At 41.5% G+C, this 24,007-nt stretch carries 22 protein-coding genes; 8 read left to right on the top strand and 14 right to left on the bottom strand.

What is annotated here, in order from left to right:
- Window positions 1-71: 71 nt before the first annotated feature.
- The 3 genes from AAG747_RS02385 to AAG747_RS02395 are packed head-to-tail and all read right to left on the bottom strand — an operon-like array spanning window position 72 to window position 3,574.
- The gene (locus tag AAG747_RS02385; protein WP_346819520.1) at window positions 72-1,586 is read right to left on the bottom strand and encodes a V-type ATP synthase subunit I domain-containing protein; all 1,515 of its coding nucleotides are present in this window, start codon (window positions 1,584-1,586) and stop codon (window positions 72-74) included.
- Window positions 1,587-1,599: 13 nt separating this feature from the next.
- Window positions 1,600-2,865, bottom strand: a complete 1,266-nt coding sequence (bamG, locus tag AAG747_RS02390; protein WP_346819521.1) for a BamG family beta-barrel-assembly machinery protein — start codon at window positions 2,863-2,865, stop codon at window positions 1,600-1,602.
- Window positions 2,849-3,574, bottom strand: a complete 726-nt coding sequence (locus AAG747_RS02395) for a type III pantothenate kinase (protein WP_346819522.1) — start codon at window positions 3,572-3,574, stop codon at window positions 2,849-2,851. The genes bamG and AAG747_RS02395 overlap by 17 nt, the downstream gene beginning before the upstream one ends.
- 84 nt (window positions 3,575-3,658) lie before the next feature.
- On the opposite strand from AAG747_RS02395, the gene miaA reads away from it, so the two are divergent.
- Window positions 3,659-4,564, top strand: a complete 906-nt coding sequence (gene miaA, locus AAG747_RS02400) for a tRNA (adenosine(37)-N6)-dimethylallyltransferase MiaA (protein ID WP_346819523.1) — start codon at window positions 3,659-3,661, stop codon at window positions 4,562-4,564.
- Window positions 4,565-4,583: 19 nt separating this feature from the next.
- On the opposite strand, the gene AAG747_RS02405 is transcribed toward miaA, so the two are convergent.
- Window positions 4,584-5,327, bottom strand: coding sequence for an AlbA family DNA-binding domain-containing protein (locus tag AAG747_RS02405; RefSeq protein ID WP_346819524.1), 744 nt, complete (start codon window positions 5,325-5,327; stop codon window positions 4,584-4,586).
- Entirely contained in the window at window positions 5,266-5,796 is a 531-nt protein-coding gene (gene hpt / locus AAG747_RS02410; RefSeq protein ID WP_346819525.1) for a hypoxanthine phosphoribosyltransferase, read from the bottom strand. Before hpt ends, AAG747_RS02405 begins: the two co-directional genes overlap by 62 nt.
- 617 nt (window positions 5,797-6,413) lie before the next feature.
- On the opposite strand from hpt, the gene AAG747_RS02415 reads away from it, so the two are divergent.
- Complete coding sequence (locus AAG747_RS02415) at window positions 6,414-6,821, top strand: EVE domain-containing protein (protein ID WP_346819526.1); 408 nt, start codon at window positions 6,414-6,416, stop codon at window positions 6,819-6,821.
- 34 nt (window positions 6,822-6,855) lie between these two features.
- Window positions 6,856-7,908, top strand: a complete 1,053-nt coding sequence (locus AAG747_RS02420) for an endonuclease/exonuclease/phosphatase family protein (RefSeq protein WP_346819527.1) — start codon at window positions 6,856-6,858, stop codon at window positions 7,906-7,908.
- A 9-nt stretch (window positions 7,909-7,917) separates the two neighbouring features.
- Here the strand turns inward: AAG747_RS02420 and AAG747_RS02425 are convergent, their stop codons facing one another.
- The 6 genes from AAG747_RS02425 to AAG747_RS02450 all read right to left on the bottom strand — a co-directional run bounded on the left by AAG747_RS02425 (window position 7,918) and on the right by AAG747_RS02450 (window position 12,493).
- Window positions 7,918-8,661 carry an MORN repeat-containing protein gene (locus AAG747_RS02425; protein WP_346819528.1) on the bottom strand — a complete coding sequence of 248 codons (744 nt, stop codon included), beginning with the start codon at window positions 8,659-8,661 and terminating at the stop codon, window positions 7,918-7,920.
- A gap of 289 nt (window positions 8,662-8,950) precedes the next feature.
- A complete protein-coding gene (locus AAG747_RS02430; protein WP_346819529.1) occupies window positions 8,951-9,211 on the bottom strand; it encodes a hypothetical protein in 261 nt (86 codons plus the stop codon).
- Window positions 9,212-9,216: 5 nt separating this feature from the next.
- A complete protein-coding gene (locus AAG747_RS02435; protein ID WP_346819530.1) occupies window positions 9,217-9,636 on the bottom strand; it encodes a hypothetical protein in 420 nt (139 codons plus the stop codon).
- A 192-nt stretch (window positions 9,637-9,828) separates the two neighbouring features.
- Window positions 9,829-10,251, bottom strand: coding sequence for a secondary thiamine-phosphate synthase enzyme YjbQ (locus AAG747_RS02440; protein ID WP_346819531.1), 423 nt, complete (start codon window positions 10,249-10,251; stop codon window positions 9,829-9,831).
- 51 nt (window positions 10,252-10,302) lie between these two features.
- Window positions 10,303-11,385 carry an anhydro-N-acetylmuramic acid kinase gene (locus tag AAG747_RS02445; protein WP_346819532.1) on the bottom strand — a complete coding sequence of 361 codons (1,083 nt, stop codon included), beginning with the start codon at window positions 11,383-11,385 and terminating at the stop codon, window positions 10,303-10,305.
- 64 nt (window positions 11,386-11,449) lie between these two features.
- A complete protein-coding gene (locus AAG747_RS02450) occupies window positions 11,450-12,493 on the bottom strand; it encodes a serine/threonine protein kinase (RefSeq protein WP_346819533.1) in 1,044 nt (347 codons plus the stop codon).
- A 428-nt stretch (window positions 12,494-12,921) separates the two neighbouring features.
- On the opposite strand from AAG747_RS02450, the gene AAG747_RS02455 reads away from it, so the two are divergent.
- The gene (locus tag AAG747_RS02455) at window positions 12,922-15,285 is read left to right on the top strand and encodes a hypothetical protein (RefSeq protein WP_346819534.1); all 2,364 of its coding nucleotides are present in this window, start codon (window positions 12,922-12,924) and stop codon (window positions 15,283-15,285) included.
- An 85-nt stretch (window positions 15,286-15,370) separates the two neighbouring features.
- Here AAG747_RS02455 and gcvT read toward each other — a convergent pair whose 3' ends face one another.
- Together gcvT and AAG747_RS02465 are read right to left on the bottom strand one after the other, a co-directional pair.
- Entirely contained in the window at window positions 15,371-16,462 is a 1,092-nt protein-coding gene (gcvT, locus tag AAG747_RS02460; protein WP_346819535.1) for a glycine cleavage system aminomethyltransferase GcvT, read from the bottom strand.
- Window positions 16,463-16,767: 305 nt separating this feature from the next.
- Complete coding sequence (locus AAG747_RS02465) at window positions 16,768-17,238, bottom strand: Lrp/AsnC ligand binding domain-containing protein (protein WP_346819536.1); 471 nt, start codon at window positions 17,236-17,238, stop codon at window positions 16,768-16,770.
- 456 nt (window positions 17,239-17,694) lie between these two features.
- On the opposite strand from AAG747_RS02465, the gene AAG747_RS02470 reads away from it, so the two are divergent.
- From AAG747_RS02470 to AAG747_RS02485, 4 genes are all read left to right on the top strand, one after another.
- Window positions 17,695-18,465 carry a 3-keto-disaccharide hydrolase gene (locus tag AAG747_RS02470; RefSeq protein WP_346819537.1) on the top strand — a complete coding sequence of 257 codons (771 nt, stop codon included), beginning with the start codon at window positions 17,695-17,697 and terminating at the stop codon, window positions 18,463-18,465.
- A 221-nt stretch (window positions 18,466-18,686) separates the two neighbouring features.
- Window positions 18,687-18,962: an OadG family protein gene (locus AAG747_RS02475; RefSeq protein WP_346819538.1), complete on the top strand. Its 276-nt coding sequence runs from the start codon at window positions 18,687-18,689 to the stop codon at window positions 18,960-18,962.
- Between the two features lie 44 nt (window positions 18,963-19,006).
- Window positions 19,007-20,890: a biotin/lipoyl-containing protein gene (locus AAG747_RS02480; protein WP_346819539.1), complete on the top strand. Its 1,884-nt coding sequence runs from the start codon at window positions 19,007-19,009 to the stop codon at window positions 20,888-20,890.
- 171 nt (window positions 20,891-21,061) lie between these two features.
- Window positions 21,062-22,240 carry a sodium ion-translocating decarboxylase subunit beta gene (locus AAG747_RS02485; RefSeq protein WP_346819540.1) on the top strand — a complete coding sequence of 393 codons (1,179 nt, stop codon included), beginning with the start codon at window positions 21,062-21,064 and terminating at the stop codon, window positions 22,238-22,240.
- 63 nt (window positions 22,241-22,303) lie between these two features.
- Here AAG747_RS02485 and AAG747_RS02490 read toward each other — a convergent pair whose 3' ends face one another.
- Window positions 22,304-23,971, bottom strand: a complete 1,668-nt coding sequence (locus AAG747_RS02490) for a formate--tetrahydrofolate ligase (protein ID WP_346819541.1) — start codon at window positions 23,969-23,971, stop codon at window positions 22,304-22,306.
- Window positions 23,972-24,007: the final 36 nt, after the last annotated feature.

Here is a 24,007-nt window from a genome sequence, read left to right on the forward strand (position 1 = left end):
AAAAAGCAAAAAAGCGTTTAATTTGAATCAATTAAACGCTTTTTTGAAAATTTTAACTTTTATCTTATCGCTTAAGGGCGCTTACGTACGGTGGTTGAGCCTCCGATCCAGCAGCCTACATTGATGCTTTGTCCCACCTCATAATTATGAGTAAAGATTTCCTCCATAGATGGGAATTGCGCTTGTGCTCTGGACATTTTGCTTGAGTTGCCGGCTTGAGAATACATGTCATATGCTTTCATATAGCAAGCACGGGATTTTACCGGGTTGTCACCTTTACAATGCGAACCGCTAGACATATATAAATCACCGATCAAGGTATATGCTTCCTTGCCTTGATTCGGGTCAATTTCAATGGCTTTTAAAGCATATTGTCTGGCTTCAGCGTATTTTCTTTGTACTTGTTTGATCTTTGCGATATCCAAGTTTACTTCCGCTTGCTTTTCAGGTTCTTCTTGGTATAATTCAATCGCTTTACCCAACCATTCAATGGCGGTGTCATAGTCTTCAGAAGCTTTATGCTTGTTGGCAATTGTAGACGCTAATCCTCCTTTAGGCTCGGTTTCAAAGATGTTTTGAGCGGCAATCAGAAATAAGGGGTCGTCAGTACACTTACCGGTAAGCATGAATTTCAAAGCTCTTTTGGCCAAGTTGATATCATCCGGATTGTTTTTCAAATCCTCACCCATTTTTTCTCTTACAAAGTCACAATCAATATTGACCACTTTGGAAATCAAGCTATTCACAAGGGATTGCGTTTTTTCCCAGTTAGCTTTGGATTTTTGCTCTTCATTTTCAATGTTGTGCTCAATAGTACCTGACACATTTTCATAAAGTGTCAAAATCCAATCTTCACTATATTGTTCGTAAAGTTCTTGATATTCCTTGTATTTGTCTTTTTCTTTATACTCATCAATTTTTTTCATGTAGGCATCTGCCAAGGGCTGGTTGCCTTCGTCTTCTGCATCCTTCGCTTTAGAGCGGTAGTTGTCAATGGTTGCTTCTATTGCATATGCTTTGGCGCGCAAACCTACGGCCAATACCATCATAATAGTGATATTGGAATTTTCGGTTTCGTCTTTATTCAATTCGTAGATTTTCTCGTATAATTTCAGCGCTTCAGCTTCATTAAACTCTTTTCTGTCCTTCATATAGTTGTAGTAGCGAAGGCCTTTTCGCTGAATGACGTATTCCTCTTCGCCAAAGTGTTCAACTCTTTTATCTAAGAGTTCCAAAATTTTGTCTTGGTATTCAGTAATTTTTGCTGTGTTTTTTTCTTTAGTTGCTTTGCTCAATAGTTTATTATACAATTGAGTAGCTTTGATGTAAAGGTTCTTATGCAAGTAAGGAGTATTAGACAAGAGCCAACTGCATGGAGTAATAGCTTGGTCTAAACTATTCATTTTGTAGCTGTCTGAAAACAGTACATACTGTTCCTTGGATTTTGTAGGATCAGGTCCCCAACACCAACCGTTCTCATCACAATTTTTGTTGTCTTGGTTGTTGTTAGCTGCTACTTCATCTTGAGCATAGCTCAAATTAAACATACTTAACAAAAACAGAAATAAAATCGCTTTTCTTTTCATAAGTCATAAAATTTTATTCAATAGCTCGCTTGTAAAACCATTGTGTATTGATAGTAATTCCGAGATGAAATTTAAAGTATTCTTTTTTAATGGGCACTTCTCCTTTGGAGTCCATATTTCCATAGGCTCCTGCTAAGTTGATTGAAGAGAAGCCTTTGGCCATAGGAAAGGAGATTCCCAAACTCCCGCTGAGGTCTTCTAACTGTTCCTGACCGATAGCCCAAGGCATTTGTTCATATTTGAATCCTGCCCGGAAAGTCATCCGTTTCAAGTAATTTGATACGGATGAATAATCAGGAGTATATTCCCCTCCTACACTCAAGCGGTAAGTATCCGATAAGTCTCCGTTGCCATCTGCATCTACATATTCCGACCATTTTCTCCATTCGAAGTCAGCTCCTACTACAAATTTTCCGGTTTGCTCAAAGCTGGCACCTATCACATATCCCGAAGGCATGGTCACTGCACCTTTGGTGTTATAGGCCGTGGTGTCAGAGGATTTGACAATATCCTGTAAGCGAATTTGTCTGGATGCCAGGTATTTTGAATTAAAGTCGGTTTTAAAATCATAAGTAGCTCCAATGTTGACCCGTTTGTTTTCTGCTACTTTCAAAGAGTATTGGATGCCAGGCTTGAACGTGAATTTCGTGTAGTTTGTTCTGGTGAACTCACCCACTTCGTAGGCACTGGGTTCCATTAATTGTGAAGTCTCTTTTTTGTTAATAGCTCCGAAATTAAAGGCGATTTCCAAGCCTAAAGAAAGGCCTTTTCCTATATAAAAGCCATTGGAAAAATATACTTGAGAAATACCTCCATCCCCTTCAAGCGCATATTTTACAAATGCGGGAGAAGGCGTGGCAGCAATCGTATCCATTAGGGAAATACTGTAATTGACATTCGTAAGGGGCCGCAGACCGATGCCCATGGTCCACCAGCGAGTGTTTACCGGAAAGGCAAAGGCAATATTACGCAAGTTTGCACCCATGTCGTTTTGCTCTGCGGATTTGGTGGTTAAGGTACTGTACTCACCGGTATAAATGGCTTCGAATACAGTGTACTTGTTATACACCAAGAGGGCAGGGTTCATCTGATTGAGGTAGGCAACATTACCTGAACTCACGCCCATATTCGACATGCCTAAGTTGCGCATCGAACTGTTGCCCAACACTTCACCTATCCCTCTACTCGTATAGGGATTGTTACTTCCGAACTGGGCAAATCCCTTGAAGGAAATAAGAAGTAATAGAAGTACTACAAATAAGCTATTCTTCACAAACATTGTTCAATAAGATTCTATTGAGCCCCCACATCGTCAAATTCCGATTTACAAAGATGTGAGGTTTTAATTTACTTTCAAAAAAAATTGAATCCCCTCCACACAATACCACATTAATTCCTCCAAATAATTGTGAATATTTTTCAATAAACCCTTCTATTTCGAACCAAACTCCATGCAAGACCCCTGCTTGTATACATTCTTCCGTACTGGCTCCTACAAACGGAGCCTCGGGATCGGGTGTAGACAAAGAAGGTAAGCCTGCCGTAAAGTGATGCAGGGCCTGGAATCGCATATGAATTCCCGGGGAAATTCCTCCTCCTTGATAAGTACCCTCTGCATCTACTACATCATAGGTGATACAGGTTCCCAAATCAATCACCAGATTGGTAGCTCCCGGATACAACCTGTAGGCTCCTACTACAGCCGCAATTCGGTCAGCTCCTAAGGTGGAAGGGGTTTTGTACCGAATCCGAATGGGTAAATGGGTTTGATGATCAAGAAGAATTAATTGAAAAGAACTCGTCAGCTCCTCCAGAAAATTGGGAGTGTAATGTCCTACTTTGGAAAGAATCACATGCTGGACGTCATGTTGTAATAAAACCTTCCGAACGTCCTTCAGATGGCTTGTTGATAGTTGGTCAATGAGTTGATCTCCGTCAAAAATACCAATTTTGCAATGGGTATTACCTAAATCAATGGCTGCATTCATTAACTTCGTACAATTGCCTTTTCAATAATGCTTTGAATTCAAGCGAAAAAACAAATTTAGTAAGAAATATTTCGAAATAGTTTCATGTCAGATAAATTTTTAATCGTAGTAGTGGGTCCTACCGCTGTGGGCAAAACCGAAATCAGCCTTCAAATCGCTCAATATTTTAACTCCCAGATTATCAATGCCGATTCCCGGCAAGTATATCAGGACTTGAATATTGGTACGGCCAAACCGACTCCTGACGAATTGAAACGCGTTCCTCACCACTTGGTTGATTTTCTACCTGTTTCTATAGAGTACAATGCGGGAAAGTTCGAAAAGGATGCCTTGACTTGTTTAAAGAAAATTTTCGAACAGGATAATTGTTGTGTACTGGCCGGTGGCTCTGGCTTGTATGTAAAGGCCTTGTGTGAAGGACTGGATGCCCTGCCCAAAAACAAAGAAATCCGTACGAAACTGACTGAAACTTACCAAGAAAAAGGACTTGTTCCCTTGTTGGACGAATTACAAAAAAAAGACCCGGAATATTTTGACCAGGTAGACCGGCAAAACCCTCAACGCATCATCCGGGCTTTGGAAGTGATTCGTGCCAGCCAAAAAACATATACGGAACTGCGAAAAGGCGAAAAAAAAGAAAGAAATTTTCAGGTGATTAAAATTGGTCTCACTCGTGACCGTGAAGAATTGTATGAGCGTATTAACCTCCGGATGGACAAAATGTTGGAGGAGGGCCTTCTGGAAGAAGTGAAATCGCTGGAGAATTACAAACAGTTGAATGCCTTGCAAACAGTGGGCTACCAGGAAGTGTTTGACTATTTGGATGGCAAATACGATTGGGAGGAAATGGTCCGGCTCTTAAAGCGAAACAGCCGGAGATATGCCAAGCGTCAATTGACTTGGTTTCGAAAGGATACCGAAACGACTTGGTTTGATGCCGGTGATCTCAAACCTATCCTCGATCATATACAAAAGCGAATGGCAGACTGATTTAACTATTCACATCGTGTTATGCCGATACCATCGGATCGGGTTCTTTGAGGGTGTAATAGTCCGTGAGATCACCCGGATGCAATTCCAAAACATCGGATAAAGTGAGCTTGACCAAAGTGTCCGAAGCTTGTAAATAACTGATATTAGCCAACTTCATAAACGTCTCTACATTCACTTGCTCGTTTTGACTCAGGTAGCGGAGGATAAATTGCTCCAGTTGTCCGTATTGTAATAATGTGGCGATATCCCTGCTTCTGGCTTTTAAAATTTCCCGGACCTCCCGGCTACTCTGGATACTTTTGTCGGCCAAGCGGATATAAGCTTTTCCCCTTTGTTTTTTTAAGTTGTAAAGGAGAAAAACGGGTTTGACAGGGTTGCTTTTGATATGGTAACGAAGTACACTTTTTTTTCTGTTGAGAGGAATGATTTGCTTGGTATACTGCACCATGGGTCGGCAGTATTTTTGGATGGCTTGGTCCAGTACAAAAGCTTCCTCCTCGGGATATTTTAAACCGGGAATGCTCCCGTCATCACTGACACCAATCAATAAGTCGCCTCCTTCCGAATTAGCAAAAGCCACTACTTCCCGCATGATTTTTACAGGATCAGCGGCTTTGCGCTTGAACTCCAAACGCATCCCTTCTCCCCGGGCCACCAGTTGTTGTAATTCGCGCAGGTCCATATCTTTTGAGGTACTGCTATTCTTGTAACACATAAATATCCTTAAGGTTTCGCGCCAGGCCATCGTAATCCATGCCATATCCGACAATGAATTTATTCTCGATTTCCAGCCCCACATAATCGATCGGTATAGAGGTTTGTAATGCCTCAGGCTTAAATAAGAGGGTGGCTAATTTGACCGATGCCGGTGAGAATTGGGTGATTTCCTGAAGAATAGCCTTTGCCGTGAGGCCTGTATCTACTATATCTTCTAACAAAATGACCTCCTTGCCCCGGATAGTAGAAGAAAAACCTAAACTTTGTGAGACATTACCTGTGGTGTTCATTCCTTGATAGGAAGTATATTTAACAAAGTCAATTTCAGTTTCAATGGTGAGTTTTTTGACCAAGTCCGCAGCAAACATAAAAGCTCCGTTCAATACACATACCAGATAAGGCCTCTTCTCCCGGTAATCCTGATTGATTTGAGAGGCTATACCTGCTATAGCCTTTTGGATTTGTGCTTCATTCAAAAACAACTTGAATTGCTTTTCTTTAATAGTTATCATGTCGATGTATCAGTAATGCCTCTTCAAAAAGTTTGTACAAAGTAAATGGATCAAAGGCATATTTACAGTCCTGAGGTTTTGTTTTATCGCATTGTGTTGAAAACCAAAGCATGAAAGGTTTAAGTTAGCTCTTTTGTACAGAGCTTGTTTTGTGTCTTGCATATTTTTACCTTCTCAAGGTTTTACCGCTCTTCAATAGGGGTTTTATTCTTACAGTAAGACCGGCCAAAAAAATTAATAGGGTGTTTTTAATACATAATCCATGAAGAGGTTTACACATATAGTTTTTGACCGAAGGTGGAATCAAAATCAGCTCATCAAGGCACTTTTTGAAAAGAATAGCCAAAGCTATTGTTGAAAAAAGTAAGGCAGAGGAGGCGTTTTTGCAACATTTTTCAGGAAAAAGAAAAAGGGTAATTCACTTCAATATAAAAGTCGATGAGAGTGTTTATTGATGTTACCTTTATATTGCAGGGGAATTTGTACTGATATAGGATTGAATAAATAGTTGAACCGAGCTCTTAAGAGTGATGAGTGAATAGCTAGAAATTATTTTCAATTATAAATTATTGATATCGAATAAGTTGTTTCTTTATAAGAAAATATAAGTACTTACTATGAATTATTGGTTAGTGAAATCAGAACCGGAGGCATATTCCTGGGAGGACTTTGTCAAGTTGGGGAGAGATCATTGGGACGGGGTTCGGAACTATCAGGCCAGAAATAATATGCAGGCGATGAAGGAGGATGACTGGGTCTTATTCTACCACAGTGGAAAAGCCCGCGAAGTAGTGGGAGTGTCTAAAGTGGTTCGGGAATCCTATCAAGATCCGACCACAGCCGACGAGCGTTGGGTAGTGGTCGACCTGGTTCCGGTACGGAAATTAACCCAGCCGGTGAGTTTAAAACAAATTAAAGCCGATGCACGCTTGCAAGCCATTGCCTTGATTAAGCAATCTCGCCTTTCTGTAGTACCTTTGACAAAAGAAGAATATGAGATTATTTTAGGAATGGGAGAGGGATAACCTGAAGCATGTTAAACAATTTAACTTTGAATTTTTGCGTTTTTTTCTGTCTTTAAACAAACTAGTCGTGCTACTGACAGGCTTGTCCTACTTAAGTGTATGGATTCCTCCGGATGTCTTTTGGCCGGCAGGCTTCGGAGCTTTGTTGATCCCAGGCTTTCTGTTCATAAATGTTCTTTTTCTGTTTTACTGGTATTCCCGGAAAAAATGGAACATGCTTTTTTCAGCTTTGACCTTATTGCTTGGTTATAAATTCATATTGGCATCCGTGGCAGTAACTTTTCATTTGGACCAAGACGGGGAATTTCGGGTGATGAGTTACAACGCCCGTGTTTTTAATGTTTACGAACATTTGCAATCCAAGAAGAAAGAACAAAGGTTGGACATTGTCAACTGGGCCGTAACCAATAAGGCGGAAATCAAATGTTTTCAGGAATATTATAATGATCCCAAATCCAAAGAATACAATACTACTCAACAGCTTTCCCGGAACGGACAATACCAAAGCTTCGTACACCCAACATTTGTCAACAAGAAAGGAGCGGAATTTGGTCTGGCGATATTCAGTATATATCCGATTGTCAACAAAGGAGAGATTACCTTTGCCAACCGCTCCAATAATACAGCCATTTTTGCCGACCTGAAGAAAGGAGACGATACCGTTCGGGTCATCAATGTACATTTGGAATCCATGCATATTGACCAAAACCTGGTGGTGAATACAAATGATTTTAAGAAATCCTCTAAAGATTTGTTTCGGAGAATGCGCAGGGGGTTTATGGTCCGTTCTCAACAAATTAAAACCTTGATTGATTTTATCGAAGAGTCACCACACCGGATTATTTTATGTGGCGATTTTAACGATACTCCTTATAGCTATTCGTATTTTCAATTAGGTAGGCATTTACTCAATGCGTTTGAGCATACCGGTAATGGCTTGGGATTCAGCTTTAACGGGAAGTTATTCTTTTTACGGATTGACAATCAGTTTTTTAGTGAAAATATTGATGCCGGCTATTACCGGACGTATAGGGAGGTAGCATTTTCGGATCATTTCCCCATTGAAGTGGTTTACTCTATGGATTAACAGGTTCCGTTACTTGTTTTTTTCTTTGATCAACTCCCCATTTTCCCAAATACCCTGTTTAATGGTGCCATCCGATAAGTATAAGGTGCCCTTGCCATTTAGCTGATTTTGGGATATTTCCCCTTCGTATCGAGTGCCATTCTGATAAATTAATTGGCCCTTTCCATGCATTTTTCCATAGTGGTACTCTCCAATGTATTTATCTCCGTTGGGATATACAAAAGTACCTTTTCCGTGTAATTGTCCGCCTTTTACTCCTCCCGTATAGTATCCGCCATTGGCATATTGGAGGGTGCAAGAGCCCTCTTTTTCTCCGTTTTTAAAGTCACCTTCATAGCTGTTGCCATCCGGCCAGGAGTAGGTGCCCTTGCCATGTTTGATGCCCTTATGCCAATATCCGGTATATTTTTCTCCATTGTCTTTTACATACGTACCCAAGCCATGTTGATAGCCGTTTTTAAACTCACCGGTATACAAATCGCCATTATCAAAGTTCATGGTGCCTTTTCCGGTGAGTTTGCCTTTTTTGATATCGCCATTATAAGTGTTTCCATTGGGATAGTAGATAGTACCTGTGCCCGTCATGTCCCCATTGCGAAATTCTCCGATAAAAACAGCTCCGCTTTTAAATTCAAATTTTCCGGTGCCATTCTTACAGTCTCCCGTGATGCATTCGCCTCGTTGACTCCAAGTGGTATTAGGGTATAATATACTGATAATTAATATGATAAGAATGTTTTTGATCGTAAGCATTTTAGTGAGTGTTATAACTTTTCCAATTGGTTTTAGATGTTAAGAAATCTATTTAACAAAATTCGTATGCTGCCGGATTACCACCCGGTCATGATTATAAACCTCAATTGTCTGGCCAGCTTCGACAAAAGAGGGTTTAGGTCAGGTGCCAGTACCGAAAATGAAGATACTAAAAATCTTTTTGGGGAGCGTGGTTATCCCAATATAAAACTCCACTGTCGCTTGGACAGTGGAGTTTTATCGTTCGAAAATGATATACCTCTTAAAGCTACGATGAATAAGAAGTAATTTAAACTCCCAAAATTGATTTGGGAATGATATGTAATTCGTAGCGTAACAGACAGGTTTGTAATTTTTCAACTGCAATGTTTTTATGGACATAAACAGTCACTTCCTTGGGTTTTTTATCCGAATGGAAGATTACATCTTTCACTTCGTCAAATTTAAGCAAGGCTTCTTTCAGTTGATTAAAATGACGGGTGGTAGTAGCATTGGTGGTAAACGACTTTCCAACCGGACCTGGAAAAACTATATCATTTTCAATACTCATAATATTTATTCCATTAAGCTTTCTGTGAAAAGAAATAAGTTACGCTTCATTTCTATAAATTCTTTTTTGAAGCTTTTTAGTTCATCCAAAAGCTTGATATGCGTTTGGCGAAAGGACTCTTCGGAATAGGATTCGTTGTCTTGTAACAGACGGGACAGATATTTTTCGTGTTTTTTTAAGTCATGGGTGAATTGATCTAGCAATTCTCCATTATAATATATAATTAAATTTTGAAAATGGCTAATTTTTTTTCGCTGTTCAGAAGAGCTTATTTGTGAAGAGTACCGCTCTAGTAGTTTTTGAAAAAAGTTGATTTCCTCTCTCCAAAGTTGTGTTTCCGATAAGCGTTCTAAGTTTTGGCGGTGTAAATCTTGAAGGCTGGCTTTTAACAAATAAGCGTAATCTGGGGATTTCAGCAGTTCCATAATTGAAAATACTTTTGAGTGGAAAAACAGGTTTTGTCTTTATTCAAAAATGCACTTTCCTTCACAACAATCCTATGAGTAAAGTCATCCTAAAACAGGAAGAAAAATATAAAATGTCCATTCCTTCGGTGGATTTTTTTACGTTGTAGCTTGAGGTTTTTCCCTTTTGACCGGATGGAGGAAATCGTGTTTTTATGCTCCCCAAACCGTTAAAACCAACTGTCTGGCACTTGCCTGGTCGCGGTGCTCGCAGAGGTAGATACCTTGCCAGGTTCCCAATTGAAAGTGCCCTTGACTAACTGGTAGGGTCACCGAACTACCTAATAAAGAGGATTTGATATGCGCGGGCATATCATCGGGTCCTTCATAAGTATGTTCATAATAGGGGGCATTCTCCGGCACCATTTTGTTAAAATGACTTTCAAAATCGCTACGCACCGTAGCGTCTGCATTTTCATTAATGGTGAGACTGGCAGATGTATGTAGAATAAACAAATGTGCCACTCCTGCCTGTATTTGGGCCAGTTCAGGTACGGCTTTTTCTATCTGCCTTGTGATTAAGTGAAACCCTCGTTTGTACCTGGGAAGTACAATGTTTTTCTGGAAGACCTTCATTTTTTTGTTCGGTATTGTTCTTTGACGTATATCGATTCTAAAGGATGCGAATTATTTTGTCCAGTAGATGGCTCCTCCACAATTGTTGTGACGGGCCCCGGTAACAGAGCGCAAACAGTTAGGTGCCTGGTGCCAGCGCAAAACGCCTAAAAATGCAAAAATAAGGGCCTCTTTAAAGGCGATAATTGACTGGGAGGGGACAATGACTTTTACCTCTTTACAATATTCTTGAATCTGTTGCAATAGAAAGGAGTTGAAAGCACCTCCTCCTGTGACGAGCATTTGCCCTTGTATGTTTTTGTTCAACTGCATTTGTTCAATAGATTGCTGAATCTGAAAAGCAATATGATGGCAAAAGGTACAGAGTATATCTACGGTGCGAAGTTGGGTATACTGAGTCAATAAAGGGTAAACTTGGGCTACAACCCACTCTTTCCCCAAAGATTTTGGAAAAGGCAATTGATAATAGTCCAACTTGTTGAGTTCGTCAAAGAGAGAAGGTACAAATTGGCCTGTTGAGGCGAGTTCTCCGTTTTTATCATACATTTTGCCTGACTGTTCGGCTAGTGTATTCAATACCTGGTTACAAGGGCTGATGTCAAAAGCAATTTGTTGGTCGGCAATCTTGGCAGAGATATTGGCAATTCCTCCGAGGTTCAGGCAATAGTTGTACTCCGGGAATAAGAGTTGGTCACCTATCGGTACTAAAGGGGCGCCTTGCCCACCCAGAGCAACATCCATAGTTCTGAAGTCATTGACTACCGGGCTGTTGCAAATGGCTGCCATATGCGCTCCGCTGCCTATTTGGTAAGTGAGTCCTTTTTCTGGCTGATGAAAGATCGTGTGTCCGTGTGAAGCAATAAAGTGAGGTTGGAGTTGATATTGTTGCATGAATTGGTGTACTTGTTCTCCCATCCATTTTCCCAAGTCTACATCCGTTTGAGCCAAATCCAAGGCGCTTTGCTTTTCCACATGAGCCAAGCGTTGTTGCCAACTGGCTTCATAAGGGATTTCCTGCGTGTGCAGAAGTTCAAAGTGCCACTGATCGTATTCTTTCCAAAAGTTGCAATAAGCCATGTCAAGCCCGTCTAAGGAAGTGCCGGACATGACTCCGATTACGTTGATTTTTTCCATTTTTCGTATAGTTGAGATAGAGAAAGCTATTATTTACTTTTTTGAAACAGGGTCCGGTAAGAATTTAGCTCAGAAGTAACCAGGCAATAGTGAAAAACATGCCTAATAAAGCCAGGTAAATGATGAGTCGCCAAGGGATGTTTGACATTGCGTGCACCACTACCTCGTTAAAATCATGTTTAGGTGTCAGGTTGATTTCAGGAGGCAAGGGGAAATCAATTTTATGCAAATACTGATAATAGTTTTTGTGCTGACTAGCCAAATCCCACACAAATTCATCGACTTGTTGAAAGCGAAGTTCAGGACGGGTGGACAGTGCCTTCATCAGGGTTTCGTCTGTGGCATGACTGATTACTTTGTTGAAGGCCTGGGGGCCGGGGAGGTGGTTATGCATCCGCTCCGTAATATGCAAAGGCATGGTGCCACTAAGGCCGAAATAAAAAGTGGCTGCCAATGAATAAACATCGGAAAAATTGCCCGTTTGTTGTTGCCGGTGAATGACTTCCAAGGGGGTGTAACGGGAAGTGATGCTCGATTTTAAAATCCAACGAAAAAATTTGGTGGATTCATTGAGCATCAAATAGTCAATCAATACGGCTTTGCCAGAGGGAGAAATCAGAATATTGTCCGGAGAGACATTCAGGTGGTATAAGTTGTGTTCGTGAAGTTTTTCCAACGCACTAGCAACTTGAAATAACAATAAAACCCCCTCTTTTTCAGGCAAAGCTCCGGACTTGAGCACCATGTTGTACAGGGTTTGCCCGCCCACTTTTTTCAGAACCAAATACACCGTGTTGTTTTCAGTGAAATAATCCAGAATCTCCACCAAATGGGGATGACGTACTTGTGAGAGTTGTTCTATGAGTTTGATTACCTTGGGTTTATACCGTAAAAACAAGGGGGAAATGGTTTTGTCAAATTCCAAGGTGCCATCCGCATTTCGTTTTGTATGGTTTTCAAAAAAGTATTCTTTAATGATCACAGCTTTGTTTGCCGCTTTATCATGCCCTTCATAGGTAAAATAACTTGCACTTTGCCTACTGAGTTGAGTAATCGTATAACGTTGCAGGTTGAGTTGGTGACCATTTGGGAGTGTATCTGGATTCATGCTTTCTGTAAATGTGGTTGTTAATAAACAAATCTACTATGCGAACCATTAACTACGAAACATATTCTAAAATCTGCTGCTTGTTTGAAGTAGAATCTTTCAGGAAAACCATTCGTTCCCGTTTGATAGAGAGGAAGAGGGGGAGAAGATGGTTTCAGTAGAATAATTGAATTATTTTAATAGTAAATAGGATTTATTTTGAAAGCTGCAAATTCTGACAAAGATTCTTTTATAAGTACATTTTTCTATCAACAATAACCTTTGCAAATACCGTTAAAAATATACTGTTGAATGTGGCTGGCAAGGTTGTGTCATTTCAAAATGAGTAACTTAATTTTTTCCACTCTTTGTTGGCCCTATTGATCAAAAGATTTATCCATCAACTCAATTTGAATTGAGTTTTTTTTAGGCTTTAACCGTTCTCTATCATGACCTTGTCATTTCATCCAGATACGTCTTGCGGAATTCTGTTAGGAGCAGGGAATTTTTCAAAAGAAGAGCGTTTCAAACCGCTGCCCCAAGTGGCAGATAAAGTAGAGCGCCTGGCCAATACCATGAGTGCCCGAGAAAGTATAGGTATTCCTGCTAACCGGATCTTAAAACAAATTGATGCCGACAATAATATTCTTCTGAAAGAACACATTGCCGAAATAGCCGAACAAGCTGAAGATGCCCTGTTTTTTTACTATACCGGGCATTTGTTGTTAAGAAAAGGGCAGGTGTATTTGGCCACTCATCACACTACTTGGCATCAAGTACACATTAATGGATTGGCCTTGCGTGAGGTATTGGAGCTCATCAGTGAGTACACTATCAAACGGACATATATCTTGTTGGATGTCACCATTCACCAAACAACTACGGAAAGTGGGGGGGTGCATGAAGCCTTGAAGCGCTTTGTCACCCAGATGGAACAGGAATTTCCGGGTACGGCCATATTATCGTATCCGACCGGGGCCCGCATTGAAAATCCCTTCACCTGGAAATTGGTGGACTTGCTGGAAAAAGGTGTGGAAGTGAAGCAAAAGTCCTTGAGCATTGCACAGGTGCTTGCTTCTATACAGGGAGAGTGGATTGTCTCTTCTCAAACGGAACAATCCGGGGATAAAATCTGTCATAATACCCGTTACACTCAGTTCTGTGAATTACTTGACAAAGCCGAAAGTTATTTTAAAACCTTAGAATTACAAGAAGCACAAGCATATTATCAACAGGCCAATGAGTTGTTTCCGGGAGAGCTTGATTTGCATAACAAGCTTTCCTTTATCAGGCATTGGCAACAGGGGGAACGGTGCTTTCAAGTGGGAAACTATGTAGAAGCCAGAGCAAGCTTTGAAGAGGCCTTGGCATTGTTTGATATGCCTGCTGTGAAGCAAAAAGTGAATGAGTCCATTGAACTCATTGCACAAAGCTTATATCGTGAAGGGAGATATACCCAGGCAAAATTTTATTTTGAACTGTTGATCAAAAATGCAGGGAACAAAGCCGAATACGCTGAAAGCTTGAAGAAATGCGAGGATGAAATCAAATTTAAATCCACGGTAAACCATGCCGATCAATTGTACTTTGAAGAACGGTATGGGGAAGCATTAAATAAATACGAAGAAGCCCTTCAACTCCATCACGACCAAACCTTGCTTTCCAGAAAACAGGATTGTGTTAAATTTTTGGAGAAAGAAGAAGTCTTGAGAGCTCGTTTGATAAAGGAAATCCAAACAAAGAACACCCATGGAGAACAAAGGAATGAAATGGTCGACCAAGAAGCTGTTGAGCGGTTGTTACAAAAACAATTGACCGCAGAGAGGGAAGCATGGGAAGACCAGTTGTGGAAACAAGTGGAGGTAAAAAATCAAAAAGCCTTGTACGAGCTTTATTTAAGTTTGTTTCCTGAAGGAAGGCATGTGGAAGTAGCCCGGCAAAAAGTAGTAGAGCAAAAAGCAACCTCCGAAAATATAAAAGAAGTTATTTCTGAAATAGAGCAAACCGGAACGGAAACGGCTATTACTTCGCTTTCCCAAGAAGAGGGAAAAGAGCCTGAAACAGCTAAAAACGGCTCATTTATGACATTTGATTTTGATTTGGATATACCGGAGCCTTTCAGAAATAAAGTACGTCAGCAAGTCGTAGATGAAAAGGAGGAAGAAGAACCCCTTGTAGCTCCTTCTCCTGTTTCGGCAACTTCATCGGAGCCTGCGGAAGAAACCTTTTTGGAGGAAGAAGAATTATGGCGGCAAGCGCAACTACAAGACACTATAGATGCTTACAAAAGCTATCTGGCAAATACCCAAGAATCTACTTACCTGACGGATGCATTTTACATGATCAATAAATTAAGCAGGGAAGAGGAGGGAACATTTCCTGTGGAAGAAGTAGAAGACCCTGTATTTACCAATACACAATGGGAAAGTCAGGAAGAAGAAGTTGAAGAAGCACTTACATTCTCTTTTGAAGAAGAGCAAGAAGGTAGTATACCGGAAGAACCTGCCTCTACCGAAAAGTATGAAGAGCCGGATGATGAAGAAGCGCTATGGATACAAGCCATCAAAGAAAATACGCTTTCCTCTTACTTGGAGTATTTGAATAAGAGTGAAAGCCGGAATCATGTAGACGAAGCCAAGCAACGCATTCAGGAAATAAAGAAAATTTCTCAACAAAGAGAGGAAGAAGAGTGGACAAGTGTGAGTGGAAAGGATACTGCCGAAGCTTATAAAAGCTATATGAAAAAATATCCTTTGGGTTCGTATTATTCCAAGGCAATGTCGCGTATAAACGAATTGGGAGCAGAAGTTTAATTCAACTAAATATACACTTATAGAACAAAAGAAAGCCCTGGTGCCAGTAGCGCCAGGGCTTTCTTTTGAAAGAAATATGACTTGATTATTTTGTCTCTATAAACGGAGGACGGCACACTTGTGCTTTGAGTTTTCGTTTGCGTACTTCGATATAAATCTCCGTACCGGCTTTGCTATAGGCTGTTTGCACATAGCCCATACCAACTCCGATGCCCAACATCGGTGACATGGTACCGGAAGTTACTTCCCCTATGATTTCTCCTTCCGCATTCAATATATTGTAATGCTGACGGGGAATCCCTTTGTCCACCAGTTTAAAACCAACAAGTTTTTTAGATACCCCCTCTTCTTTTTGTTGTTTTAACGCAGCGCTGTTGGTAAATTCTTTGCTGAATTTTGTGATCCAACCTAAACCGGCTTCCAGGGGTGAAGTGTGGTCATTGATGTCATTGCCATACAAACAAAAGCCCATTTCCAAACGCAAAGTATCCCGGGCTGCTAAGCCTATCGGCTTGATGTGATGTGAAGCACCTGCTTCAAAGATTTTTTTCCAGACTTCTTCCGCTTTTTCATTCGCTACATAAAGTTCGAATCCTCCGGCCCCGGTGTAACCGGTTGCAGAAATAATCACATCGCTTACTCCCGCAAATGTAGCTTTTTCAAAAGTGTAATACTTCATCTCGTCCAGTTTTACATCCGTAAGAGATTGCAAGGCATTAAAACTTTCAGGTCCTTGTACGGCAAAAAGCGACATTTGATCAGAAATGTTCTCCATTTCTACCCCCTCTGTGTTGAATTGGCTGATCCAGTTCCAGTCTTTTTCAATGTTAGAGGCATTCACCACCAACATAAACTCTTCTTCACTTAGTTGGTAGATGAGTAAGTCATCTACAATCCCTCCGTCTTGATTGGGCAAACAAGAGTATTGAGCTTTGCCATTGAAAAGCTTGGAGGCATCGTTAGAACTGACCCGCTGGATTAAATCCAAGGCCTTGGGACCTTTCAGCAAAAACTCTCCCATATGAGAGACATCAAACACACCGACTCCATTTCTGACGGTTTTATGCTCTTCAATATCAGAAGTATATCTTACAGGCATTTGATATCCTGCAAACTCTACCATTTTCGCCCCTAAAGCTTCATGTACATCATTTAAGGCTATTTTCTTTGCTTCCATTTAGCTTATTGGTTAATAATTCGTGAATTACACTATTTCGGACAAAACTAGTGAAAACCAGTTGAGAAAAAAACAAGCCTCTGTGAAGTTCGCAACCAGAGGCTTATTGTAAAAAAACGATTGTTTGTTTTCCATCTGATGGAAAGTATCTTGGGCAGGGATAAATCCTGACACCAGGACAAATTTCTTGTGTACGGGTTGTTTTTTATAAAAAACCGGGTTAAGGTAAACTTAATGGATAGTTGGTTTTGAAATAGACTAGCGTATTATGTAGGATAATTGTTATCGAACCAAAGAAAGGCCGTTTAGTTAGTATTGAGTTGTAAAGGCCGGTTAAATCGCTCTTCGAGAGAAATAATGGTATCGGTGCGGGCGATGCCGGAAACCTTTTGAACTTTGTCGTGTAAGACTTCCCGAAGATGATTCGTGTCGCGGCAAGCTACCCGGGCAAAAATACTGTAGTCACCGGTGGTATAGTGGATACTGAGAATTTCAGGGATTTTTTCTAATTCTAAGGCTACATCATCGTACAAAGAGCTTTTTTCCAGAAAGATCCCTAGGAAAGCCGTGATGTCATAGCCCAGTTTGCCAAAGTTAATATCCAGGGTAGACCCTTTGACCACCCCCATTTTTTCCATTTTTTTCATCCTGACATGGACTGTGCCCCCAGATACAAAGATTCTTTCAGCGATTTCGGTGTAAGGAGTCTTGGCATCCTTCATCAATTCCGAAAGAATTTTGATATCAATATTGTCAATTTCTGAATTTTTATCCATTTAGCTGAAAATTTGTTATTAAAATATTAAGGATATTGCAAAATTATTATAAGATTGAAAAATATTTATTATTTTTATTGAGAATTTTTTAAAAATTAAAAAAACGTTTATACTTTTGTAGAGAAGCCGAAAAATCTAACTACCTATTAGTCAATAAGTATTCTCTTTTTGGAAGGATTCAATACAAGGATTGTCAGGAGGTTCGAGTCCTCTCTAATAGCAAGCATGTGTTTATTTTATGTGTTGTTTATTGGTTAAGGTTAAAGGTATGTGAATTTTTCGCATACCTTTTATTTATTAGCAGGGTTTTTTCCTTACTGTGCTTCTTCAAACAGCCTCATTTGCAGTGTGAAAGATGAAAAAGAAGATTTACCTCCCACCTCAGGTTGCTTCGCTTTCAATTCTCTCGAAAAAATGATAGCTTCGGGAAAGAAACGTTTCAAAACAACTTACCAAATGAAAAAAGTACACTCTATCGCTTTTGTATCACTACTAGGTTTGTGTATGGCTTGCGGGAATACAACCCAACAAGCCGAAGACTCTGACTCAATAACAAAGGAAACCACAGACACCGAAACCTCCGAATCGAAAACGATCTCTCACAATCAACTCTTGGAAGAAGAAAAAGCCGAAGGTTGGAAACTGTTATTCGATGGACAAACCACTCAAGGATGGCATTCTTATTTACAGGAAGGAGTAGTGGGTTGGGAAGTCAAAGAGGGGGTGATTTCAACCGAAGGAGGCAGCGGGGATTTGGCTACGGATGAAGAATTTGAAAATTTTGAATTGTCTATAGAATGGGCCATATCCCCTCAGGGCAATAGTGGTATTTTTTATATGGTGCAGGAAAGTGAAGAAAACAAAACACCCTATATGACCGGTCCGGAATACCAGTTAATCGATGACGAAGGCTACCCTACGGTTTTGGAGGAGGCGCAAAAGTCCGGGGCAAATTATGCCTTGCATGCCCCGGAAAGTATCGTTTCTAAAGCCCCCGGTGAGTTTAACCACACCCGGATCATAGTGAACAACGGACATGTGCAACACTGGCTTAACGGACAAAAAGTGGTGGAGTATGAATTGGGAAGTGAAGACTGGACTCAACGTAAAGAGGCTTCCAAGTTTAAAGAAATGACCGGCTATGCCACCGCTACGAAGGGCCGGATCGCCTTACAAGATCACGGAGACAAAGTAGAATTCAGAAATATCAAAATCAAGACCCTGTAAAAAGAAAGGGCTGAGGCTCAGCCCTTTTTTCATTGCATCCTATTTGCCTTGTGCAAACCATTAACCTCACCGGTTACAGTAAAATCCTCCCGGAAGATGTAGGTAGATCATTGGTATAACCGTTCAAAATCCTTAATTTTATTAGTTGGACACCAAACCAAAAATACCGTGGAAAATTCCACGAGGTTGTTGATTGGAGGCTTTTTAATACCCTGGACAATATGCAAGAAAACCTGAGTAATGCTTTGATGCTACTGGCTGTGGGAATGACCACCGTTTTTTTCATTCTGATATTGGTAGTCATTTTTGGGAAATTGTTGGTTCGTGCGGTTAACCGGTTTTACCCGGACGAAACAATTGTGGCTAAGACAGAAAAGTCGATTAACCTGCAAACAACTACAAGTTTTGACAAGAAAAAACTCAGCGCAATTGTGGCAGCTGTAGATCTTGCCACTCAAGGAAAGGGCAAAATTACCGAAATTAAAGAGGTGAAATAGAGGGGGCAAACTAGGATTCTTATTCATCGAAATCACTTGTAAACATGGGACGACCAATTCAGTTTTCGCTGGTATACAGAGATATGTGGCAGTCTTCGGGCAAATACATGCCGAGGATCGATCAATTAAAACGTGTGGCAGGCCCTATCATTGACATGGGCTGTTTTGCCCGGGTAGAAACTAATGGAGGTGGGTTTGAGCAGATTAATTTGCTTTTTGGAGAGAACCCGAATAAGTCGGTGCGCGAATGGACCCAACCTTTTAATGATGCAGGGATTCAAACCCATATGCTGGAAAGAGGTTTGAATGGTATCCGGATGAGCCCGGTACCGGCAGATGTCCGCAAGTTGATGTTTCAGGTGAAGAAGAAACAAGGAACCGATATCGCCCGCTCTTTTGACGGGTTGAACGATGCCCGGAATTTGAAGCATTCCATTGATTTCGCAAAAGAGGGAGGGATGGTTTCCCAGGCGGCCTTGTGTATTACCCATTCCCCCATCCATACGGTCGAATATTATATCAATCTGGCGGAAGAGCTTATCGGAATGGGCACTCAGGAAATTTGTATCAAAGATATGGCTGGGATTGGCCGGCCGGCGACCTTGGGCAAAATTATCCAGGCCATTAAAAGCAGCCATCCGGATATCTTAGTGCAATACCATGGGCACTCCGGCCCAGGTTTTTCCGTAGCATCTTCTTTGGAAGCAGCCCGTGCCGGAGCAGACATCATTGATGTGGCTATGGAACCGCTCTCCTGGGGAACCGTACATGCGGATGTGCTCACCATTCATGCGGTGTTGAAGGATGCAGGCTTTGTGGTACCGGATGTGAATATGAAGGCCTATATGGAAGTCAGAAGGTTAACCCAGGAATTTATCGATGATTTTTTGGGGTATTATATCAATACTAAAAACCGCTATATGAACTCCTTGTTGATCGCACCGGGTCTTCCCGGAGGAATGATGGGGAGCTTGATGGCCGATTTGGAAAACAATCTGGAGAGCCTGAATAAGTGGCTGAAGAAAAGGATCCAACCGGAAATTACACAAGATGATTTATTAATTAAACTCTTTGATGAAGTAGAGTACATTTGGCCGGAATTGGGTTACCCTCCCTTGGTAACACCTTTTAGCCAGTATGTAAAAAATGTGGCCTTGATGAATGTGGTACAGGGGATCAAAGGCAAAGAGCGTTGGTCGATGATTGCTGACAATATTTGGGATATGATTTTGGGCCGTTCGGGAAAACTTCCCGGAAAGGTAGGGGAAGAAATTAGAGCTTTGGCCGCACAACAAAACAGAACCTTCTTTACGGGAAATCCGCAAGAACTTTATCCCGATAGTTTGGAGAGTTTCCGGAAGGAAATGCAGGAAAAGGGTTGGGATACCGGTCAGGATGATGAAGAACTATTGGAATTGGCCATGCATCCTGAGCAATACCGGGCATATATGTCGGGAGAAGCTAAAAAGGCTTTTGAAGAAGACTTGGCTAGCCGGAAAGCAACTAAGTCCCAACTGCCTCTCAAAGAAGCGGCTCCTCAAATCACAGCAGGATTCCAACCTAAAACACTCAATGTAAATGTAAACGGTGAACAATTTCTCGTATCGGTATCCTATGAAGAGCAGCCCAATGGATCCGTACATCAAACAAGCATTCAGGCTCAAGGCCACCGCCAAGTGACTTCAGGAAATGGGCAACACAAGGAAATTCTGGCACCGGTAGAAGGGAAGTTTTTCTTGACAAAATCGAATGTGGAAACTCCGGTGAAAATAGGGGACATGATCAAGAAAGGGGATGTAATTGGTTACATCGAATCCATGAAGGTTTATAATGCCGTAGCGGCTGATCAGGAGGGGAAAGTCATTGAGATTTGTCGCAGTAACTCCGAAGATGTGGAAGAAGATGATGTGTTGATAAAAGTGGAATAAACATACGGCGAAATTCCAAGAGTGTAAGGATAAGAAAACCCAAAATGTACAACCCTTGAGAAGGCTCATTGCTAAGGGCATGTTTAAAATTCTTTTTTTGAGCCAAAAGGTGAAATTTACTCATGCTCTAAGACCTAATTTCTGACCACCATGCTTGAAAACCTTTATAAAATGACTGCGTTCGGTGAGCTGTTGAGCAACCCCGGAACGCTTATAATGTTGCTGATCGCATTTGTACTGCTTTATTTGGGGATTAAAAAAGAGTTTGAGCCCCTGTTACTGGTTCCGATTGGGTTTGGCTTACTGATCGCGAATTTTCCGGGAGGGGATATGAATGTGATTCAATCTACCGAGGAAAACAAGATTATGCACAAGAGCCTGGTGGAAATTGCCAAGGAGTATGGGATTATGAACTTTGTTTATTACTCCTTGATCAAAACCGGATTTCTTCCCCCTATCATCTTTCTGGGAGTTGGTGCGTTGACGGATTTCGGACCTATGTTGCGGAATTTGCGTTTGGCCTTGTTCGGAGCAGCGGCCCAAATAGGGATTTTTACAGTACTGTTTGGGGCATTGTTGATGGGTTTTTCTTTACCGGAAGCCGCTTCTTTGGGGATCATCGGTGGAGCTGACGGACCTACGGCAATTTTTACAACTATTAAATTGGCTCCTCATTTATTAGGCCCTATTGCCATTGCTGCATATTCCTATATGGCGCTGGTACCCGTAATTATCCCATTGGTAGTGCGCTTTACCGTTTCCAAAGAGGAATTGCAAATCAACATGCGGCAACAGGACAAGCTTTACCCATCCAAAACACCCATTAAGAACATCCGGGTTGTCAAAATCATCTTTCCAATCATGTTAGTAACAGTGGTAAGCCTTTTAGTCCCTTCCTCTGTGCCATTGGTCGGTATGCTGTTGTTTGGCAATTTGGTTAAGGAAACCGGAGCCATTACTGCCCGCCTGCATAGTGCCGCTACAGGACCGGTTTTAAATACTGCGACCATCCTTTTGGGGCTTTCTGTGGGAGCCACGATGACCGCGGATACATTTTTAAATGCCAAGACCTTGATGATCGTAGTAGGTGGGTTTATAGCCTTTGCGATCTCTATTTTAGGGGGGATTATGGCGGTGAAGTTGTATAATGTATTTGCAAAGAAAAAAATCAACCCTTTGATTGGCGCTACGGGGCTAAGTGCAGTACCGATGGCTTCCAGAGTTGCCAATGAAATTGCCTTGAAACAAGATGCAAGCAACCATTTGCTACAGTATGCCATGGCCAGTAATATAGCCGGCGTAATAGGTTCTGCCGTAGCTGCCGGAGTGTTGATTTCCTTTTTGGGATAAGAAAAAGCATTCGGGAAAGGCGGTGGTCCGTCTCATACCCCGAATGCTTTATTTGGGCAAGGTTTAACTCAAGCCTTCAATTTGTCCGTTGGCAATTTTAATATGTTCGGCCTGTGGTGAAGCGGGAAGGCCTGGCATTCGCATAATGGTGCCTGCTTTGGCAATGATAAATCCGGCTCCGCTGTTGATGATCAGATCTTCAATATTGGTAAAAAATCCTTTGGCTACTCCGGTTTTTTTCGGGTTGTCGGAAAACGAATACTGGGTTTTGGCAATACACACCGGATAGCGGTCAAAAGCCAGGTGTTCTATCCGGGCAAGCATTTTCCGGGCGCGGTTGTCAAATTTTACGTCCTCGGCCCCATACACTTTCTGTGCAATTTTTCGAATTTTATTCGAAATATGCTCCTCTTCTCCATAGGTGTAATGTAAGGCTTGGGAGGGGGAGTGCTCAATTAGGTCTACCACCGCTTCGGCCAAGTCGATTGCGCCTTTTCCTCCTTCTTGGTGGGCACGGTTTACGGCAAACTTTACGCCCATAGCTTTGCACCATTCTTGGATATAATGGACTTCGTTTTCAACATCATGACTGAACAGGTTCAGTGCTACGATACACGATTGTCCGAATTGATGAAGGTTTTGCAAATGCTTCTTCAGATTATTCAATCCGTTTTGCAAGCCTTCCATGTCTGGTTGGCTGATTTTAGCTTCCGGGGTACCTCCATGTAGTTTCAGTGCCTGGGTAGTGACCACCACTACCGAAGCTTTGGGTTGTAAATTGCCTACCCGGCATTTGATATTGAAAAATTTTTCAGCACCTAAATCCGCGCCAAAGCCCGCCTCGGTCACTACATAGTCACCGAACGTCATGGCAAGCTTGGTTGCGATAATGGAATTACAACCATGGGCAATGTTGGCAAAAGGCCCTCCATGAATAAATGCAGGAGTATGTTCAGTGGTTTGCACCAGGTTAGGGTGAATGGCATCTTTTAACAATACGGTAATGGCCCCGCCTATACCAAGGTCTTTCACGGTAAAGGCTTGGTTATTTTGTGTGTAACCCAACAGGATGTTGTCAATACGGTTCTCAAGATCTTCCAGGCTGGTTGCCAGACAAAGGATGGCCATAATTTCCGAGGCGGCCGTAATATCAAATCCCGATTCGGCCAAAACCCCATTGGATGGACTCCCCATTCCGGTAATGATTTCCCGGAGCGCGCGATCGTTTACATCCAGTACCCTTTTCCACTTAATTGCCCGCAGACGCTTATCGTTATTTCTGTTCTGATATTGATAATTATCTAACAATGCAGAAATCATATTATGAGCAGAGGTGATGGCGTGGAAGTCACCGGTAAAATGCAGGTTGATGTCTTCCATAGGCAATACCTGGGCATGTCCTCCTCCGGCCGCTCCTCCTTTCATTCCGAAGCATGGCCCCAAAGAGGGTTCCCGTAAGGCAACAATGGCCTTTTTGCCAATTTTATTCAGGCCCAGAGCCAGACTGATGGAGGTGGTAGTTTTCCCGACTCCTGCTTTATTAGGAGTGATGGCTGTGACTAATATCAGTTTGCTTTGTTTTACTTTTTCTTCGTCTATGAGCTGATAAGGTACTTTCGCTTTGTGCTTGCCAAAGGGGATGATTTTGCTTCTGGGAATCCCAATCGCTTCTCCGATATCCTTGATGGGTTTTAAAGATATATCACGGGCGATTTCAATGTCACTTTTCATAGTTTAATAAGTAAGGAAGTTAGTGTTTTATTCAAG

The sequence above is a fragment of the Rapidithrix thailandica genome (genome assembly GCF_039710355.1).
Taxonomy (GTDB): Bacteria; Bacteroidota; Bacteroidia; order Cytophagales; family Flammeovirgaceae; genus Rapidithrix; species Rapidithrix thailandica.